The organism is Streptomyces sp. NPDC047042 (assembly GCF_040644035.1).
Taxonomy (GTDB): Bacteria; Actinomycetota; Actinomycetes; order Streptomycetales; family Streptomycetaceae; genus Streptomyces.
Genome location: NZ_JBEYVP010000038.1, coordinates 68,625 through 85,112 on the forward strand (window position 1 = coordinate 68,625; position 16,488 = coordinate 85,112).

A 16,488-nucleotide genomic window follows, 5' to 3' on the forward strand; every position below is an offset into this window, starting at 1 on the left:
CGTGCCCCCTCCGTCCGTTGACGTCTGGCGACGCCAACTCCTGTGACTGTGACGGCGGAGGGGGCCGGAATGTGCGGTACGGGGTGTTGCGGATGAATCTCGAAGTGGCCACGAGAGGCGGCCGTCGAGACCGGTAGGTGATCCTCCGGTGACCTAGGAGACGACGTCCTTGCGGGCGAAACCCCGGAAGGCCAGGGCGAACAGGATGAGGGCGTACGTTATCGACACGGCTGTGCCCTGGATCATGCCGCCCCACTCCGGGCGGGGCTGGATGGCGTCGGCCCAGGCGAACTGCCAGTGCGCCGGCAGGAAGTCGCGCCAGTCGCCGAGAGCCGTCACGGCGTCCAGGACGTTGCCCACGATGGTCAGGCCGACCGCACCGCCGACCGCCCCCAGGGGTGCGTCCGTCTTCGTCGACAGCCAGAACGCCAGCCCTGCGGTGACCAGTTGGGACACGAACAGGTATCCCACGACCACCACGAGGCGCTGCGCCGCCGTGCCCGCGGCGAGCGAGCCGCCGGTGGGGATCTCCAGCGGTCCCCAGCCATAGGCCGCCGTGCCGACCGCGAGCGCCACCACCGGCAGCAGGATCATCGCGCCGAGGCTCATGCCGAGGGCGACGGCGAGCTTGGACCACAGGAGGCGGGCGCGTGGCACGGGGGCCGCGAGCAGATAGCGCAGGGAGGACCAGCTCGCCTCCGAGGCGACCGTGTCCCCGCAGAACAGGGCCACGGGGATGACGAGCAGGAAGCCCGCGGAGACGAAGAGGTTGACGGCGACGAAGTTGGCGCCGGACGCGGTGGCCGTGTCCATCAGGGTGACCTGGCCGTTGCGGCCGCCGGGCTCGCCGCCGATCGCGAACGCGGCGACGAGGATGAACGGCAGCGCGGCGAGGATGCCGCCCATGACGAGCGTACGGCGGCGCTTGAGCTGGCGGACCAGCTCGACGCGCAGGGGGAGCGTCCGCCGGGCTCGGTAGCCGTCGGCTGTCTCGGCCCGCTCCACGAGCGCGCTCGGCGTGTTCGTCGTGCTCATGCGGAGCCTCCGATCAGGGTGAGGAAGGCGTCCTCGAGGCGGCGGTGGGGGCCCACGGACTCCACGGGTACTTCGAGGCGGACGAGTTCGACGACCAGGCGCTGGGCGCTGCCGTCCTCGGGGGCGAGGCGGACCAGGAGGCCGTCGTCGGTCCGTACGGCGGAGACGATGCCCGGCAGGGCGGCGACCTTCTCGACGACCGGCTCCTCCACGGGGCCGGCGGTGCCGACGAGCAGGGTGTCGCCGGAGCCGATGATCTCGCTGACCGGGCCCGCCTGGACCAGCTTGCCGCGGTCCATGACGACGAGGTGGGTGCAGGACTGCTCGACCTCGGCCAGCAGATGGCTGGAGACGATGACCGTGCGGCCGGCCTCCGCGTACCGGATCATCACCTCGCGCATCTCGCGGATCTGGGGCGGGTCGAGGCCGTTGGTCGGTTCGTCGAGGATGAGGAGGTCGGGCAGGCCGAGCATGGCCTGGGCGATGGCGAGGCGCTGGCGCATGCCCTGGGAGTACGTGCGGACAGCGCGCGCGAGGGCGTCGCCGAGGCCCGCGATCTCCAGGGCCTCCTCCATGTGGGCGTCCTCGACCGGGCGGCCGGTGGCCTGCCAGTACAGCTCCAGGTTCTCGCGGCCGGAGAGGTGCGGGAGGAAGCCGGCGCCCTCGACGAAGGCGCCGACGCGGGAGAGGACGGGGGCGCCGGGGCGGATGGCGTGCCCGAAGACGCGGATCTCGCCGCCGTCCGGCTTGATGAGGCCCATCAGCATGCGCAGGGTGGTGGTCTTGCCGGCGCCGTTGGGGCCGAGGAGTCCGAGGACCTGGCCCTTCTCGACGCGGAACGACAGGTCCCGTACGGCGTACCGGTCCGCCGACTTGGCGTACCGCTTGCTCAAGTCGGTGATCTGGAGGGGGACTTCGGCGAGGTCGGGGTCCGGGGCGGAGGGTGCCGCCGTACGCCGACGCCCCGAGAGGAGCAGGGCGAGGGCGATCGCGGCGCCCGCGAGGGGCAGCCACCACACCCAGGCGGGCAGCCCGGCCGAGGCCGTGGTGACGCCGGGGGCGGTGGGGATCCTCAGGTCGCTCTTTACGGAGACGGTGTACGTGGCGGGGGCGGCCGGTGATGCGTAGCCGAGGTCCGTGGAGGCGAGGACCAGGCGCAGGCGGTGGCCCTGTTCGACCTCGTGGTCGATGGCCGGGAGGGTGATCGTGACGTCCTTGCCCTGCTTGGCGCCCTCGACCCGGAGGGGGGTGACGAGCTGGCCGGGCAGCACCTGCTGCCTGCCGCCTGCGGAGACGTCGTACACCTTGGCGAAGAGGACGGCGTCCTCGCTGGTCGACTTGACGTGGACGGTGACCGTGGGGGAACCGGTGATGCGTACGTCGTCGGTGACGGGCGCCGATTCGAAGCGGGCGTTCTGGCCGGGGAAGTCGAGGGAGAGGCCGACTCCGAGAGAGGAGAGCTGGGAGAGGCCGCCCGCCGCGCCGAGGCCGGGCAGGGAGGAGACGGAGGGGGGTGCCGCGCCGGCGGGGTTGTCGAACGTCTGTTCCTTGCCGGTCAGGGGGTACGCGCGCTGTCCACTCTCCAGGCCCGGGTACGTGGCCGAGGTGGCGCCGCGCAGGGTCGCCGCGCCGTCGGTGGAGTCGATGCCCCCGGTGCGGGTGACGCGGAAGGCGGGGCCGGTGTCGGTGCCCTTGTCGCCCTTCAGATACCGGTCGAACCAGGAGGTGACCCGGGACTCGACGCGGCTGGTCTCCAGGTCGCCGCCATCATGGCCGCCCGCGATCCAGTCGACGTCCACGGGGGCGCCATTGGCGCGGATCGCCTTCGCGGCGGCGTCGGCCTGGCCGAGGGGAAAGAGAGAGTCGGTCTGGCCCTGGATCAGCAGAGTGGGGACCTTGATGCGGTCGCCGACGGCGGAGGGCGAGCGTTCGGTGAGGAGTTCGGTGGCCGCCGCGTCCGGTTTGCCGGCCTCGGCGACCCGGTCGTACATCCGGCAGAGCGTGGCCTCGAACTTCTCGCAGCCGCCGCCGGTGTTGATGAAGATGCCGGCCCACTGCTTCTTGAAGACGCCGTTCGGGAAGAGGGCGTCCGCGAGGTTCCAGTAGGTGATGGCGGGCGCGATGGCGTCGACCCGGTCGTCGTACCCGGCGGCGAGCAGGGAGATGGCGCCGCCGTAGCTTCCGCCGGCCATGCCCACGCGCGGGTCGCCGCTCTTGTCGAGCTGGACCTCGGGGCGCTTCGCGAGCCAGTCGATCAGCTTCGAGACGTCGGCGACCTCGGCCTTCGGGTCGTTCAGCCCGATCTTCCCGGTCGAGCGGCCGAAGCCCCGGGCGGACCAGGTCAGTACCGCGTAGCCGTCGCGGGCGAGGTCCTGGGCCTGGGCGCGCATGTCGTCCTTGCTGCCGCCGAAGCCGTGCGCGAGCAGGACGGCGGGGCGGCGGGACGTGTCCGGCCCCGCCGTGAAGTACGAGGTGTCGATACGCACCCCGCCTCCGACATCCATGACCCGGTCGGCGCGGTGCACCGCGGGCGCGTCGTCCGAGGCGACGGCCGTCCACGTACCGGCGCCGGCGAGGAGGACGACGGCGGCGGCCACGACGGCGATCAGCCGTCGTGGCCGCCGGGGCCGCGCTCCCCGCAGTCCGGGCATTCGAAGATCCATGCGTCAACGGTACGGGCCACCACTGACATCCGGGCCAACCACCGGTCGGAACCTCCCGCCATCCTGCGGGCGTACGGCAGGGGGCCGACGTACTCCAGCCGTGGTACGAACGGGCCCTTGGGGATCTCACGTGTGCCGCCTCACAATCGAGGCGGCCAGGCAACCCCTCCGGCACTGAAGATCCTCTCCTCGGCTGTGAAATTCCTGAAGAGACGGACTCGCCTGCTCATACTCCTGACCCTGCTCGTGCCGGTGGCTGTGATGGTGACCGTCGTCATGGTCATCCAGGCGTACAGGATGGAGACGCTTTCCCCGCGCGCGGAACGCGACCGGGCCGCGTCCGGAGCAGGCGTCCCGTCGGGGCAGGTGGACTGTGAGAAGGCGAAGTGCATCGCGCTCACCTTCGACGGCAACCCGGGTGAACCCGTCCTCCGGCTGCTGGACCTTTTGAAGGAGTACAAGGCGCCGTCGACGTTCTTTCTCGAGGGCCGGCGCATCCACAAGTTCCCGGACGTGGTGCGGCGGATCGCCGTGGACGGTCATGAGATCGGGAACCACACCTGGACGCACCCCGTGCTGAAGGATGTCTCCGATGCGCGGATCCGAGTCGAGCTGGAGCGCACGGAACGGGCGATCACCGACCTCACCGGCAGTAAGCCGACGCTGATGCGTCCGCCCGGGGGTGCCACCGACGACCGCGTATCCAAGATCGCCAAGGAGCTGGGCTTGGCGCAGGTCCTGTGGACGGTGACTGCGAAGGACTACGAGACGGATGACTCCGCGCTGATCACCCAGCGCGTCCTCGATGGCGCCGGCCGCGACGGAATCATCCTGCTCCACCCGCTGCACAAAGGCACCGTGCCCGCCATGCCCGCCATCCTGAAGGCGCTCAGCGAGCAGGGCTACACCTTCGTGACCGTCACCCAGCTCCTCGCTCCGGCCAAGGCCGAGCCCGGCAAGATCTACAGGTGACCGCCTGCCCCGGAACGCAGCTGCCCACCGACCAGGAAAATCCCGGTCAGCGGGCATTTCTGCGGGTTGCTCAGTGGTTGCGCGGGAAGCCCAGGTCCACTGCTGACGGGCCGTCCGCCGGGTCCGGCCAGCGGGTCGTGACGACCTTGCCCCGGGTGTAGAAGTGGGTGCCGTCGTTGCCGTAGATGTGGTGGTCTCCGAAGAGGGAGTCCTTCCAGCCGCCGAAGGAGTGGTAGCCCACCGGGACCGGGATCGGGACGTTGACGCCGACCATGCCGGCCTCGACCTCGAGCTGGAAGCGGCGGGCGGCGCCGCCGTCGCGGGTGAAGATCGCGGTGCCGTTGCCGAAGGGGGAGGCGTTGATGAGGGCCAGGCCCTCCTCGTACGTGTCCACGCGCAGGACCGTCAGGACCGGGCCGAAGATCTCGTCCTGGTAGGCCTTGGCCGTCGTCGGGACCTTGTCGAGGAGGGAGATGCCGATCCAGTGGCCGTCCTCGAAGCCATCGACCGTGAAGCCGCTGCCGTCGAGGATCACCTCGGAGCCTTCCGCCGCCGCGCCGGTGACGTACGAGGCCACCTTGTCGCGGTGTGCGGCGGTGATCAGCGGGCCCATCTCGGAGGTGGGGTCGTTGCCGGGGCCGATCTTGATCTTCTCGGCGCGCTCGCGGATCTTCTCCACGAGCTCGTCGCCGATCGCGCCCACCGCCACGACCGCCGAGATCGCCATGCAGCGCTCGCCCGCCGAGCCGTAGGCGGCGGAGACTGCGGCGTCGGCCGCCGCGTCCAGGTCCGCGTCCGGGAGGACCAGCATGTGGTTCTTGGCGCCGCCGAGCGCCTGGACGCGCTTGCCGTTCGCCGAGGCCGTGGTGTGGATGTAGCGGGCGATCGGGGTCGAGCCGACGAAGGAGACGGCCTTGACGTCCGGGTGCTCCAGGAGGCGGTCGACGGCCACCTTGTCGCCGTGGACGACGTTGAAGACGCCGTCGGGCAGGCCCGCCTCGGCCAGCAGTTCGGCGAGCTTCATCGCGGCCGACGGGTCCTTCTCGGACGGCTTCAGCACGAAGGTGTTGCCGCACGCGATGGCGATGGGGAACATCCACATCGGCACCATCGCCGGGAAGTTGAACGGCGTGATGCCCGCTACGACGCCGAGCGGCTGGCGGATGGAGGAGACGTCCACGCGGCTCGCCACCTCCGTCGACAGCTCGCCCTTCAGCTGCACGGTGATGCCACACGCCAGCTCGACGATCTCCAGGCCTCGGGCGACCTCGCCCAGCGCGTCGCTGTGCACCTTGCCGTGCTCGGCCGTGATCAGCTCGGCGATCGCGTCGCGGTTGGCGTCCAGCAGCGCGCGGAACTTGAAGAGGATGGTGCTCCTCTTCGCGAGCGAGGACTTGCCCCAGGTCGCGTACGCGTCCTTGGCGGCCGCCACAGCGGCGTCGACCTCGTCGACGGTCGCGAAGGCGACGTTGGTGGTGACCGCGCCGGTCGCGGGGTCGGTGACCGGCCCGTACGTGCCCGACGCGCCCTCGACGGTCTTGCCGCCGATCCAGTGGTTGACGATCTTCGTCATGCCCAGTTTCTCCTTCACAGATGGCGGCGTCGGGTAGAGACGTGCCGTTCGTACAGCTCACGGGCCTTGACCGCAGACGGGCGGGTCGCGGTCTCGGCCACAGGAACATCCCACCAGGCCTGCGCCGGAGGCGCGCCCGACACTGTGTCTGCCGTTTCCGTCTCGACGTAGACACAAGTGGGAGTGTCGGCGGCACGGGCCTCGGCGAGCGCGGCCCGCAGCTCCCGTACCGTCTTCGCGCGCAGGACGCGCATGCCCAGGCTCGCCACGTTGGCGGCCAGGTCCACGGGCAGCGGAGCACCCGTGTACGTACCGTCGTCCGCCTGGTAGCGGTAGGCGGTGCCGAAGCGCTCGCCGCCCACCGACTCCGACAGACCGCCGATGGACGCGTAGCCGTGGTTCTGGATCAGGAGGAGCTTGATCGCGATCCCCTCCTGTACGGCCGTCACGATCTCCGTCGGCATCATCAGATACGTGCCGTCGCCCACCAGCGCCCATACGGGACGCTCGGGCGCCGCCAGTTTCACACCGATCGCGGCCGGTATCTCGTATCCCATGCAGGAATAGCCGTATTCGAGGTGGTACTGGTCGTACGACCGGGCGCGCCACAGCTTGTGCAGGTCGCCGGGGAGCGAACCCGCCGCGTTGATGATGACGTCCGACTCGTCGGCGATCGCGTCCAGTGCGCCCAGCACCTGCGGCTGTGTCGGACGTACGTCCGGTTCCTCGGCCTCGTAGGCGGCGTCGACGCGCTGTTCCCAGCGTTCCTTGTCCTCGGTGTATTCGGACGCGTAGGTGTCCGGGACCCGGTGGCCGTGGAGCGCCAGTGCCTCCGTCAGCTGCCGCAGGGCGCTGCGGGCGTCCGCGATCAGCGGGGAGGCGGACAGCTTGTGGCCGTCGTACGGGGCGATGTTGAGGTTCAGGAAGCGGACGTCCGGCGCCGCGAACAGGGTGTTCGAGGCCGTGGTGAAGTCCGTATAGCGGGTGCCGACGCCGATCACCAGGTCTGCGAGGCGCGCGAGTTCGTCGGCCGTCGCCGTTCCCGTGTGGCCGATGCCGCCCACGTCCTGGGGGTGGTCGTGGCGCAGGGAGCCCTTGCCGGCCTGGGTGGAGGCGACGGGGATGCCGGTCGCCGAGGCGAACTCGGCCAGCGCCTCCTCGGCCCGGCTGTGGTGGACTCCGCCGCCCGCGACGATCAGGGGCCGGCGGGCGGTACGGATCAGCCGTACCGCTTCCGTCAGTTCGGCGGGGTCGGCGACCGGGCGGCGTACGTGCCACACGCGCTCGGCGAAGAACTCGTCCGGCCAGTCGTACGCCTCGGCCTGAACGTCCTGCGGGAGAGCGAGAGTTACGGCACCGGTCTCGACGGGGTCGGTGAGCACCCGCATCGCCTGCAGCGCCGCCGGGATCAGCGCCTCGGGGCGCGTGACCCGGTCGAAGTACCTCGACACCGGGCGCAGACAGTCGTTGACGGACACATCACCGGCGTACGGGACTTCGAGCTGCTGGAGGACCGGGTCCGCCGGGCGCGTCGCGAAGATGTCGCCGGGGAGGAGCAGGACCGGGAGATGGTTGATCGTGGCGAGCGCGGCACCGGTGACGAGGTTGGTCGCGCCCGGGCCGATCGACGTCGTCACGGCGTGGGTGGAGAGGCGGTTGGACTGACGGGCGAAGCCGACTGCCGCGTGCACCATGGACTGTTCGTTGCGGCCCTGGTGGAACGGCATGTCGTCCGCGTACTCGACGAGCGCCTGGCCGAGCCCGGCGACGTTCCCATGGCCGAAGATGCCCCAGGTGGCCTCGATCAGGCGACGGCGGACGCCGTCCCGCTCGCTGTACTGGGCGGCCAGGAAGCGTACGAGGGCCTGCGCGACCGTGAGTCTCGTGGTGGAGGCGGAGACCGGCGGGGTCATCGGTGTTCCCCCGTCCGGTGTACGTGGGTCAAGTGGACCTCCGGCGCGGGGCCGTAGCGAGCGGGGAGTCGTCGCCCGCACCTCGCTCCTGCCAGGGCGAAGCGGCCTCCCGCGCCGGAGGCGATCAGTGCCCGGGCGGCGCGGGACGCGTGCGAGGCGCGGTCGGTGACCGACGCGAACACGCTTTCCCCGCCCAGGAGTTGGAACTCGTCGTGCGCCGTGCCGTACTGCCCGCAGTAGTTTTGCCTGTCGTACGTCGCCCGCACGGTACAGGCCTCGCGCACCTTGGTCATCGCGCGCCTCACAGCAGTCCGACGGCGGTGTCCACGGCCGCGGACACATCGCCGTCCGCCGGGTACAGCAGCGAGCGGCCGACCACCAGGCCCTGGACGGTGGGGAGTTGGAGCGCGCCGCGCCACTTCTCGTACGCGCCCTCCTGGTCGTCCCCGACCTCGCCGCCGAGCAGCACGGCGGGCAGGGTGGAGGTCTGCATGACCTCGGCCATGTCGTCCGGGTTCTCGGTGACGGGCAGCTTCAGCCAGGTGTACGCCGAACTGCCGCCCAGGCCCGACGCGATGGCGATCGACTTGGTGACCGCCTCGGCGGACAGGTCGTTGCGGACCTTGCCGTCGGGCCCGCGCTTGCTGATGAACGGCTCGACGAAGAGCGGGAGTTGCCGCTCGGCCATCGCGTCGATCGCGTGGGCCGTGGACTCCAGGGTGTTGAGGGAGCCCGGGTCGTCGTAGTCGATGCGCACGAGCAGCTTCCCGGCGTCGAACCCGAGGCGGACCATGTCCTCGGGGCGGTGGCCGGTGAAGCGGTCGTCGAGTTCGAAGCCGGCGCCGGAGAGGCCGCCTCGGTTCATCGACCCCATGACGACCTTGCCGTCCAGGGCGCCGAGGAGGAGCAGGTCGTCCAGGATGTCGGCGGTCGCGAGGACACCGTCGACGCCGGGGCGGGACAGGGCAAGGCACAGGCGTTCGAGCAGGTCGGCGCGGTTGGCCATGGCCAGCTTGCGGTTGCCGACCCCGAGGGCGCCGCGGGCCGGGTGGTCGGCGGCGACGATCATCAGCCGACCGGAGTCCCCGAGGAGGGGGCGGCGCGTGCGCCGGGCGGCGGCTTCCGCGATGGCCTCGGGGTGCCGGGCTCGGGTGGTGGCGAGGGCGGCGATGTCCACCGGGGCGAGGGGGCCGGCACCTATGCCGGTGCCCGTGCCTGGGCTGGTGACTGCGTCTGCGCTTGTGCCGTTGTCGATGGACTCGGTGGAGGTCGTCGTGGAGGTCATCGCACCGCTCCCGCCGCGAGCGCCGCCTCGACCTCGGCCGGGGTGGGCATCGCCGACGAGCACTCGAGGCGGGACGCGACGATCGCGCCGGCCGCGTTGGCGTGCCGCATGATGCGCTCCAGGTCCCAGCCTTCGAGCAGGCCGTGGCAGAGGGAGCCGCCGAAGGCGTCACCGGCGCCGAGGCCGTTGAGGACGTTCACCGGGAGCGGGGGCACCTCGGCGCTCTCGCCCTTGCTGTTGACGGCGAGGACGCCCTTCGGACCCTGCTTGACGACCGCCAGTTCGACTCCGGCGTCCAGAAGGGCGCGGGCGGCGGCGTGCGGCTCGCGTACGCCGGTCGCCACCTCCACCTCGTCGAGGTTGCCGACGGCGACCGTGGTGTGGCGCAGGGCCTCCGTGTAGAAGGGGCGCGCCGACTCCGGGTCCTTCCAGAACATGGGGCGCCAGTCGAGGTCGAAGACCGTCGTACCGGACTTGGCGCGGTGGGCGAGGGCGGCCAGGGTCGCCGTGCGACTGGGCTCCTCGCTCAGGCCGGTGCCCGTGACCCAGAAGATCCGCGCCTCGCGGACCGCGTCCAGGTCCAGTTCGTGGGCGTCGATCTCAAGATCCGGCGCCTTGGGCTGCCGGTAGAAGTACAGGGGGAAGTCGTCCGGCGGGAACACCTCGCAGAAGGTGACCGGGGTGTTGAGGCCGGCGACCGAGGTGACCCAGCGGTCGTCCACGCCGAAGTCGCGCAGGGCGTCGTGCAGATAGCGCCCGAAGGCGTCGTCACCGGTCCGCGTGATCACGGCGGTGCTCCGCCCGAGGCGGGACGCGGCGACCGCGACGTTGGTCGCCGAGCCGCCGAGGAACTTTCCGAAGGACGTCACCTGGGCGAGCGGCACACCGGTCTGCAGTGGATAGAGGTCCACTCCGATCCGCCCCATGGTGATCAGGTCGTACGCCATCGACTTCCCTTCGCGTTTCTTCGGCTGACGCGGCTCGCGCGGCTCGCACATGGGTCGGCGCGCCGATCGGCGCAGCGGCTCGCCCTCAGGTCTAGCCCGCCTCACTGAGCCCTGTCAATACTTTGTCCGGACATTCGGACCAGACCTTGACACGCGTCCGGGCGTCGGCTGAAGCTGACGCTCATGACTACGTCCCCTTCCTCCCCTTCGGGTTCCGCTTTGTCGCGCATCCGGGTCGGCTCGGCGCCCGACTCCTGGGGCGTGTGGTTCCCGGACGACCCGCAGCAGGTTCCCTGGCAGCGCTTCCTCGACGAGGTCTCGCAGTCCGGGTACGAGTGGATCGAGCTGGGCCCGTACGGGTACCTGCCGACCGACCCCGCCGTCCTCACCGAGGAGACCGCCAAGCGCGGCCTGAAGGTGTCCGCCGGCACGGTGTTCACCGGGCTTCACCACGGCGAATCCGTCTGGGAGAAGACCTGGGCGCACGTCGCGGACAACGCGGTGCTGGCCCAGGCCATGGGCGCGTCCCACCTGGTGGTCATCCCGTCCTTCTGGCGGGACGACAAGACCGGCGTGGTGCTCGAGCCGGACACCCTGACGCCCGAGCAGTGGCGCAACCTGACCACGCTGACCGAGCGGCTCGGACACGAGGTGCGGGAGCGGTACGGCCTCCAGATCGTCGTCCACCCGCACGCCGACACCCACATCGACAGCGAGGCGAACGTCACACGCTTCCTGGACGGTACGGACTCGTCGCTCGTGTCGCTGTGCCTCGACACGGGTCACTACGCCTACTGCGGCGGCGACAGCGTCAAGCTGATCGAGACCTACGGTGAGCGGATCGGCTATCTGCACCTCAAGCAGGTCGACCCCGAGATCCTCGCGGACGTACGGGCGAACGAGGTTCCGTTCGGGCCGGCGGTGGCGCGTGGGGTGATGTGTGAACCGCCGTCCGGTGTGCCGGAGTTGGGGCCGGTGCTGGCTGCCGCGCAGAAGCTGGATGTTGATCTGTTCGCGATTGTCGAGCAGGACATGTATCCGTGCGAGCCGGACAAGCCGCTGCCTATCGCTCAGCGGACTCGGGCGTTCTTGCGGTCCTGCGGGGCGTAGCTCCGCAGGTTGGGCGGTTTGGCTGTCTGCGGGTTCGGTGGGGGCTTGTCGCGCAGTTCCCCGCGCCCCTGGTGCGGGGGCGCGTTCCGCGCTCCCCCGCACCCCCTACCGGCGATGCGCCCTCGTGCGCCTTTGTGGCGTTTGGGTCACAAAAGTGTTGCTTGCGTCACGCATGTTGCGTGTACGCGGGTTGTCGGTTGCGGCGTGTCAACAGGCGCTGACTCAGGGTCACGACAGGTCGTTCAACGGGCAATGGCTTTGTGATCGCCAAGCGCAGCGTCCGGTTCCCCCGACGGCCGACCCTGGCCGCCCCCGTGACGCGCGCGCAGGGAGGTGCACCGATGACCGACCGACGGCTCTGGTCGTACAAAGAGATCGCCGCACACATCCGCGTCCAGCCGGACACCGTGCGCTCGTACCGCAAACACGGTCTGCTGCCGGCGCCCGACCACGTGGAGAGCGGCAAGCCCTACTGGTACGCGGACACGGTCCGGGCCTGGGTCGCCTCCCGGCCGGGCAACCGGGGCCGAAGAGACGACTGACAGCCAACGGCTGACGAATATTCACCTGTGCCCCGCTCTCGAGTGGGGCACAGTGCGCCACATGAACACCGCTCCTGTGGACTTCTCCGTCAAGCCCGTCCTCACCGGGGACAAGGCCGTACTGCGGCCGTTCACCGAGACCGACGCCGAGGCGATCGCCGAGATCGTCGAGGACCCCGAGGTGATCCGCTTCACCTTCGATCCGACCAGCGAGATCACCCTCGAGCGCCTGCGTTCCTGGTACGGCTCGCGGTCGGCCCAGACCGACCGCCTCGACCTCGCCGTCACCGACCGTGTTACCGGTGAACTCGTGGGCGAGGTCGTGCTGAACGAGTGGGATCCGGCCACCCGCAGCTGCAACTTCCGTACCCTGCTGGGCCCGAAGGGCCGTGGCCGCGGCCTCGGCACTGAAGCGACCCGGCTCATCGTGGCGTACGGCTTCGAGCAACTCGGGCTGCACCGCATCGAGTTGGCGGCCTGGGCCCACAACCACCGGGCCCTGCGCGTCTACGAGAAGGTCGGCTTCGTGGTGGAAGGGACCCGCCGGGAGGTCCAGTTGCGGGACGGCGAGTGGGCCGACGAGGTGCTGATGGCGATCCTCGACCACGAGTGGGCGGCCGGGATCGGCGTCAGCGCCACGGCTCGATGACCGTCACGCCCGTGCCCGGGGTCGTGTTCATCTGCGCCAGGGCGGTCGGGGCTTCGGGGAGTGGGATGGTGGATGTGACCAGCAGGTCCGGTCGTAGTACGCCCGCGCGTACCAGTTCCAGCATCGGCGGGTAGGTGTGGGCCGCCATGCCGTGGCTGCCCAGGAGTTCCAGTTCCAGGCCGATCGCGCGGGCCATCGGGACCGGTGTTGTGCCCGTCGTTGACGGGAGCAGGCCCACCTGGACATGGCGGCCTCTGCGGCGCAGGCCGTTCACCGACGCCGCGCAGGTCACCGGTGAGCCGAGCGCGTCCAGCGACAACTGGGCGCCGCCGCCGGTCAGTTCACGTACGGCCGCCGCCGTGTCGTCGGTCGTGGCCGCGTTCACGCACTCCACCGCGCCGAACTTCCGCGCCAGTTCCAGTGCTCCGGGTGACACGTCGACCGCGACGACCCTGGCGCCGGCGGCCGCCGCGATCATCACCGCGGACAGGCCCACACCCCCGCACCCGTGCACGGCGACCCACTCCCCCGCCGCCACCCGGCCCTGCTGCACGACCGCCCGGTACGCCGTCGCGAACCGGCAGCCCAGCGAGGCCGCCGTCCCGAAGGACATCCCCTCCGGTACGGCGACGAGGTTAACGTCGGCGTGGTCCAGCGCCACGAACTCCGCGAACGAACCCCAGTGCGTGAAGCCCGGCTGCGTCTGCCGTTCGCACACCTGCTGATTCCCGGCCGCGCAGGACGGGCAGCTCCCGCACGCGCACACGAAGGGGACTGTCACCCGGTCCCCGGACCGCCAGCCGCTCACACCCGCGCCGACCGCCTCGACGACCCCGGCGAGTTCATGGCCGGGCACGTGCGGCAGCTCGATGTCGGGGTCGTGGCCCATCCAGCCGTGCCAGTCGCTGCGGCACAGCCCGGTGGCCTCGACGCGCACCACGACGCCGTGCGGCGCGGGCACCGGGTCCGGCACCTCCCGTACCTCGGCCGGCTCCCCGTACCGCTCGAACACCACCGCGCGCATACGCCCTCGTCCTCACCTTCACGTCGCCGTCGTCGTCCGTCGCCGTCCGTCGTACCGGAGATCTTGCCACTGTCGCGAGGCAGGTACCCCCTAGGGGTATAGTAGGGTGAGACTCACAAGGCTCGTGAGCCACACCTCGAAGAGGAGCAACGACATGACCGCCCAGACCGACACCCCCGGTTCCGTCACCGCCGTCTACCAGGTGACCGGCATGAGCTGCGGGCACTGCGAGGGCTCGGTCTCGGCCGAGATCTCCGAGCTCGCCGGGGTCACCTCGGTGAAGGCCGTCGCCGCCACCGGCGAGGTCACCGTGGTGTCCGAGACCCCGCTCGACGAGGCCGCCGTCCGCGCCGCGGTGGACGAGGCGGGCTTCGAGCTCGCCGGCCGGGTCTGACCCGTAGGGACGCGGTGACCATGACCAGCACCAGTACCAGCACCGAGAAGACCCCGATAGCCACGCCCCACGAGGTCGAGCTGACCATCGGCGGGATGACGTGTGCCAGCTGCGCGGCCCGCGTCGAGAAGAAGCTCAACCGCATGGACGGCGTCTTCGCCACGGTCAACTACGCGACGGAGAAGGCGAAGGTCTCGTACGGCGAGGGGGTCGGGGTCGACGACCTCATCGCCACCGTCGTGAAGACGGGGTACACGGCCGAGGAGCCGCCCCCGCCGGCGGTGACGGAGGCGGAGGCGCCCACGGACGAGCGGGACGACGACCCCGAGCTGGCCGGTCTGCGGCAGCGGCTCGTCGTCACCGTGCTGCTCGCCGTACCCGTCGTCCTGATGTCCATGATTCCCGCACTCCAGTTCGACAACTGGCACTGGCTCGCGCTGACGCTCGCCTCACCGGTCGTCGTCTGGGGCGGACTGCCGTTCCACCGGGCCGCGTTCACCAACGCCCGCCACGGCGCGGCCACCATGGACACCCTGGTGTCGGTCGGCACGCTCGCCGCGTACGGCTGGTCCCTGTGGGCGCTGTTCTGGGGCGACGCGGGCAAGCCCGCCATCCCGGGGATGGACGGCATGGACGGCATGGACGGCATGGGGATACGGGAGAGCTTCTCGTTCACCGCCTCCCGCGGCGGCGGCACCTCGCAGATCTATCTCGAGGTCGCCGCCGGGGTCATCGCGTTCATCCTGCTCGGGCGTTACCTCGAGGCCCGCGCCAAGCGGCGCTCGGGCGCGGCGCTGCGGGCCCTGATGGAACTGGGGGCGAAGGACGTCTCCGTGCTGCGCGGCGGGCGTGAAGTGCGCGTCCCGGTGAGCGAGTTGGCGATCGGGGACCGGTTCGTCGTACGGCCCGGGGAGAAGATCGCCACGGACGGTACGGTCGTCGAGGGTGTCTCGGCGGTCGACGCGTCGATGCTGACCGGCGAGTCCGTGCCGGTCGACGTGGGCGCGGGGGACACCGTCACGGGCGCGACCGTGAACGCCGGGGGCCGGCTGGTCGTCGAGGCCACCCGGGTCGGTACGGACACCCAGCTCGCGCGGATGGCCCGGCTGGTGGAGGACGCGCAGAACGGCAAGGCCGAGGTGCAGCGGCTGGCCGACCGGATCTCCGCGATCTTCGTACCGGTGGTGCTGCTGCTCGCGCTCGGTACGTTCGGGGTCTGGCTCGGCGTCACGGGTGACACGGCCGCCGCGTTCACCGCCGCCGTCGCCGTCCTGATCATCGCGTGCCCGTGCGCGCTGGGCCTCGCCACGCCGACCGCGCTGATGGTCGGCACCGGGCGCGGGGCGCAGCTCGGCATCCTCATCAAGGGCCCGGAGGTCCTGGAGTCCACGCGCCGCGTCGACACGATCGTCCTGGACAAGACGGGCACGGTCACCACCGGCCGGATGACCCTCCAGGAGGTGTACGTCGCCGAGGGCGAGGACGAGGGGCAGGTGCTGCGGCTCGCGGGCGCCCTCGAACACGCCTCCGAGCATCCGGTCGCACGGGCGATCGCCGCCGGGGCGGAGGAACGGGTCGGGGAGCTGCCGGCGGCCGAGGCCTTCGAGAACGTGCCCGGCAGGGGCGTACGCGGGCGGGTGGACGGGCACGAGGTGGCCGTCGGACGGCTCGTGGACGGGCTGTCGGGGCCGCTCCCGGCGTCGCTGGCCCGCGCGAAGGCGGAGGCCGAGAGCAGCGGACGTACGGCCGTCGTGGTCGCCTGGGACGGGCAGGCGCGCGGTGTCCTCACCGTCGCCGACGCGGTCAAGGAGACCAGCGCCGAGGCCGTGCGCGAGCTGCGCTCGCTCGGGCTCACGCCGGTGCTGCTGACCGGGGACAACCGGGCTGTCGCGGAGGCGGTGGCGAAGTCGGTCGGTATCGACCAGGTGTTCGCGGAGGTCCTGCCCGAGGAGAAGGTCGACGTCGTACGGCGACTTCGGGACGAGGGGCGGACCGTCGCGATGGTCGGCGACGGGGTCAACGACGCGGCGGCGCTGGCCACCGCCGATCTGGGCCTGGCGATGGGCACGGGCACGGACGCGGCGATCGAGGCGAGCGATCTCACGCTGGTGCGCGGGGACCTGCGGGTGGCCGCCGACGCCATCCGGCTGGCACGGAAGACGCTCTCGACCATCAAGGGCAACCTGGTGTGGGCCTTCGGCTACAACGTGGCCGCGCTGCCGCTGGCCGCCGCCGGACTGCTCAATCCGATGATCGCGGGGGCGGCGATGGCCTTCTCCTCGCTGTTCGTGGTTACGAACAGCCTCCGACTGCGCACGTTCCGCTGAGATCGGCCGCGGACCTGCCGAAGTTACCGGCAGTACGCACAAGTCGGTGCCCTA

At 71.0% G+C, this 16,488-nt stretch carries 13 protein-coding genes and 1 pseudogene; 6 read left to right on the forward strand and 8 right to left on the reverse strand.

The window, feature by feature from the left end:
• Positions 1–153: 153 nt before the first annotated feature.
• The gene (locus tag ABZ855_RS36470) at positions 154–1,035 is read right to left on the reverse strand and encodes an ABC transporter permease (protein ID WP_360814285.1); all 882 of its coding nucleotides are present in this window, start codon (positions 1,033–1,035) and stop codon (positions 154–156) included.
• Positions 1,032–3,698: an alpha/beta fold hydrolase gene (locus tag ABZ855_RS36475; protein WP_360814287.1), complete on the reverse strand. Its 2,667-nt coding sequence runs from the start codon at positions 3,696–3,698 to the stop codon at positions 1,032–1,034. Before ABZ855_RS36475 ends, ABZ855_RS36470 begins: the two co-directional genes overlap by 4 nt.
• 195 nt (positions 3,699–3,893) lie before the next feature.
• Between ABZ855_RS36475 and ABZ855_RS36480 the strand changes: the two genes are divergently transcribed.
• Positions 3,894–4,670: a polysaccharide deacetylase family protein gene (locus tag ABZ855_RS36480; RefSeq protein ID WP_360814289.1), complete on the forward strand. Its 777-nt coding sequence runs from the start codon at positions 3,894–3,896 to the stop codon at positions 4,668–4,670.
• Between the two features lie 70 nt (positions 4,671–4,740).
• Here ABZ855_RS36480 and mmsA read toward each other — a convergent pair whose 3' ends face one another.
• The 5 genes and pseudogenes from mmsA to iolC all read right to left on the reverse strand — a co-directional run bounded on the left by mmsA (position 4,741) and on the right by iolC (position 10,388).
• Positions 4,741–6,243, reverse strand: coding sequence for a CoA-acylating methylmalonate-semialdehyde dehydrogenase (gene mmsA / locus ABZ855_RS36485; RefSeq protein ID WP_360814291.1), 1,503 nt, complete (start codon positions 6,241–6,243; stop codon positions 4,741–4,743).
• Positions 6,244–6,257: 14 nt separating this feature from the next.
• Positions 6,258–8,156, reverse strand: coding sequence for a 3D-(3,5/4)-trihydroxycyclohexane-1,2-dione acylhydrolase (decyclizing) (iolD, locus tag ABZ855_RS36490; RefSeq protein ID WP_360814293.1), 1,899 nt, complete (start codon positions 8,154–8,156; stop codon positions 6,258–6,260).
• 35 nt (positions 8,157–8,191) lie between these two features.
• Positions 8,192–8,368, reverse strand: a pseudogene (locus ABZ855_RS36495) (5-deoxy-glucuronate isomerase); the annotation flags it as partial.
• 89 nt (positions 8,369–8,457) lie between these two features.
• Positions 8,458–9,441, reverse strand: a complete 984-nt coding sequence (locus tag ABZ855_RS36500) for a deoxyribose-phosphate aldolase (protein ID WP_360814295.1) — start codon at positions 9,439–9,441, stop codon at positions 8,458–8,460.
• A complete protein-coding gene (gene iolC / locus ABZ855_RS36505; protein ID WP_360814297.1) occupies positions 9,438–10,388 on the reverse strand; it encodes a 5-dehydro-2-deoxygluconokinase in 951 nt (316 codons plus the stop codon). Before iolC ends, ABZ855_RS36500 begins: the two co-directional genes overlap by 4 nt.
• A 183-nt stretch (positions 10,389–10,571) precedes the next feature.
• Between iolC and ABZ855_RS36510 the strand changes: the two genes are divergently transcribed.
• The 3 genes from ABZ855_RS36510 (at position 10,572) to ABZ855_RS36520 (ending at position 12,689) form a co-directional block, all read left to right on the forward strand.
• Positions 10,572–11,498, forward strand: a complete 927-nt coding sequence (locus ABZ855_RS36510; protein WP_360814299.1) for a sugar phosphate isomerase/epimerase — start codon at positions 10,572–10,574, stop codon at positions 11,496–11,498.
• A 341-nt stretch (positions 11,499–11,839) separates the two neighbouring features.
• Positions 11,840–12,040 (forward strand): MerR family transcriptional regulator, encoded by a 201-nt coding sequence (locus ABZ855_RS36515; RefSeq protein WP_319207261.1) that lies wholly within the window; start codon positions 11,840–11,842, stop codon positions 12,038–12,040.
• Positions 12,041–12,101: 61 nt separating this feature from the next.
• On the forward strand, positions 12,102–12,689 hold the full coding sequence (locus ABZ855_RS36520) for a GNAT family protein (protein ID WP_360814302.1): 588 nt from the start codon (positions 12,102–12,104) through the stop codon (positions 12,687–12,689).
• Here ABZ855_RS36520 and ABZ855_RS36525 read toward each other — a convergent pair.
• A complete protein-coding gene (locus ABZ855_RS36525) occupies positions 12,670–13,713 on the reverse strand; it encodes a zinc-dependent alcohol dehydrogenase family protein (RefSeq protein ID WP_360814304.1) in 1,044 nt (347 codons plus the stop codon). The two genes, ABZ855_RS36520 and ABZ855_RS36525, sit on opposite strands and share 20 nt — an antisense overlap.
• A gap of 154 nt (positions 13,714–13,867) precedes the next feature.
• Here ABZ855_RS36525 and ABZ855_RS36530 point away from each other — a divergent pair, with 154 nt between their 5' ends.
• Both ABZ855_RS36530 and ABZ855_RS36535 read left to right on the forward strand, forming a co-directional pair.
• Entirely contained in the window at positions 13,868–14,107 is a 240-nt protein-coding gene (locus ABZ855_RS36530; RefSeq protein WP_360814306.1) for a heavy-metal-associated domain-containing protein, read from the forward strand.
• A gap of 20 nt (positions 14,108–14,127) precedes the next feature.
• A complete protein-coding gene (locus ABZ855_RS36535) occupies positions 14,128–16,434 on the forward strand; it encodes a heavy metal translocating P-type ATPase (RefSeq protein WP_360814308.1) in 2,307 nt (768 codons plus the stop codon).
• Positions 16,435–16,488 lie beyond the last annotated feature (54 nt).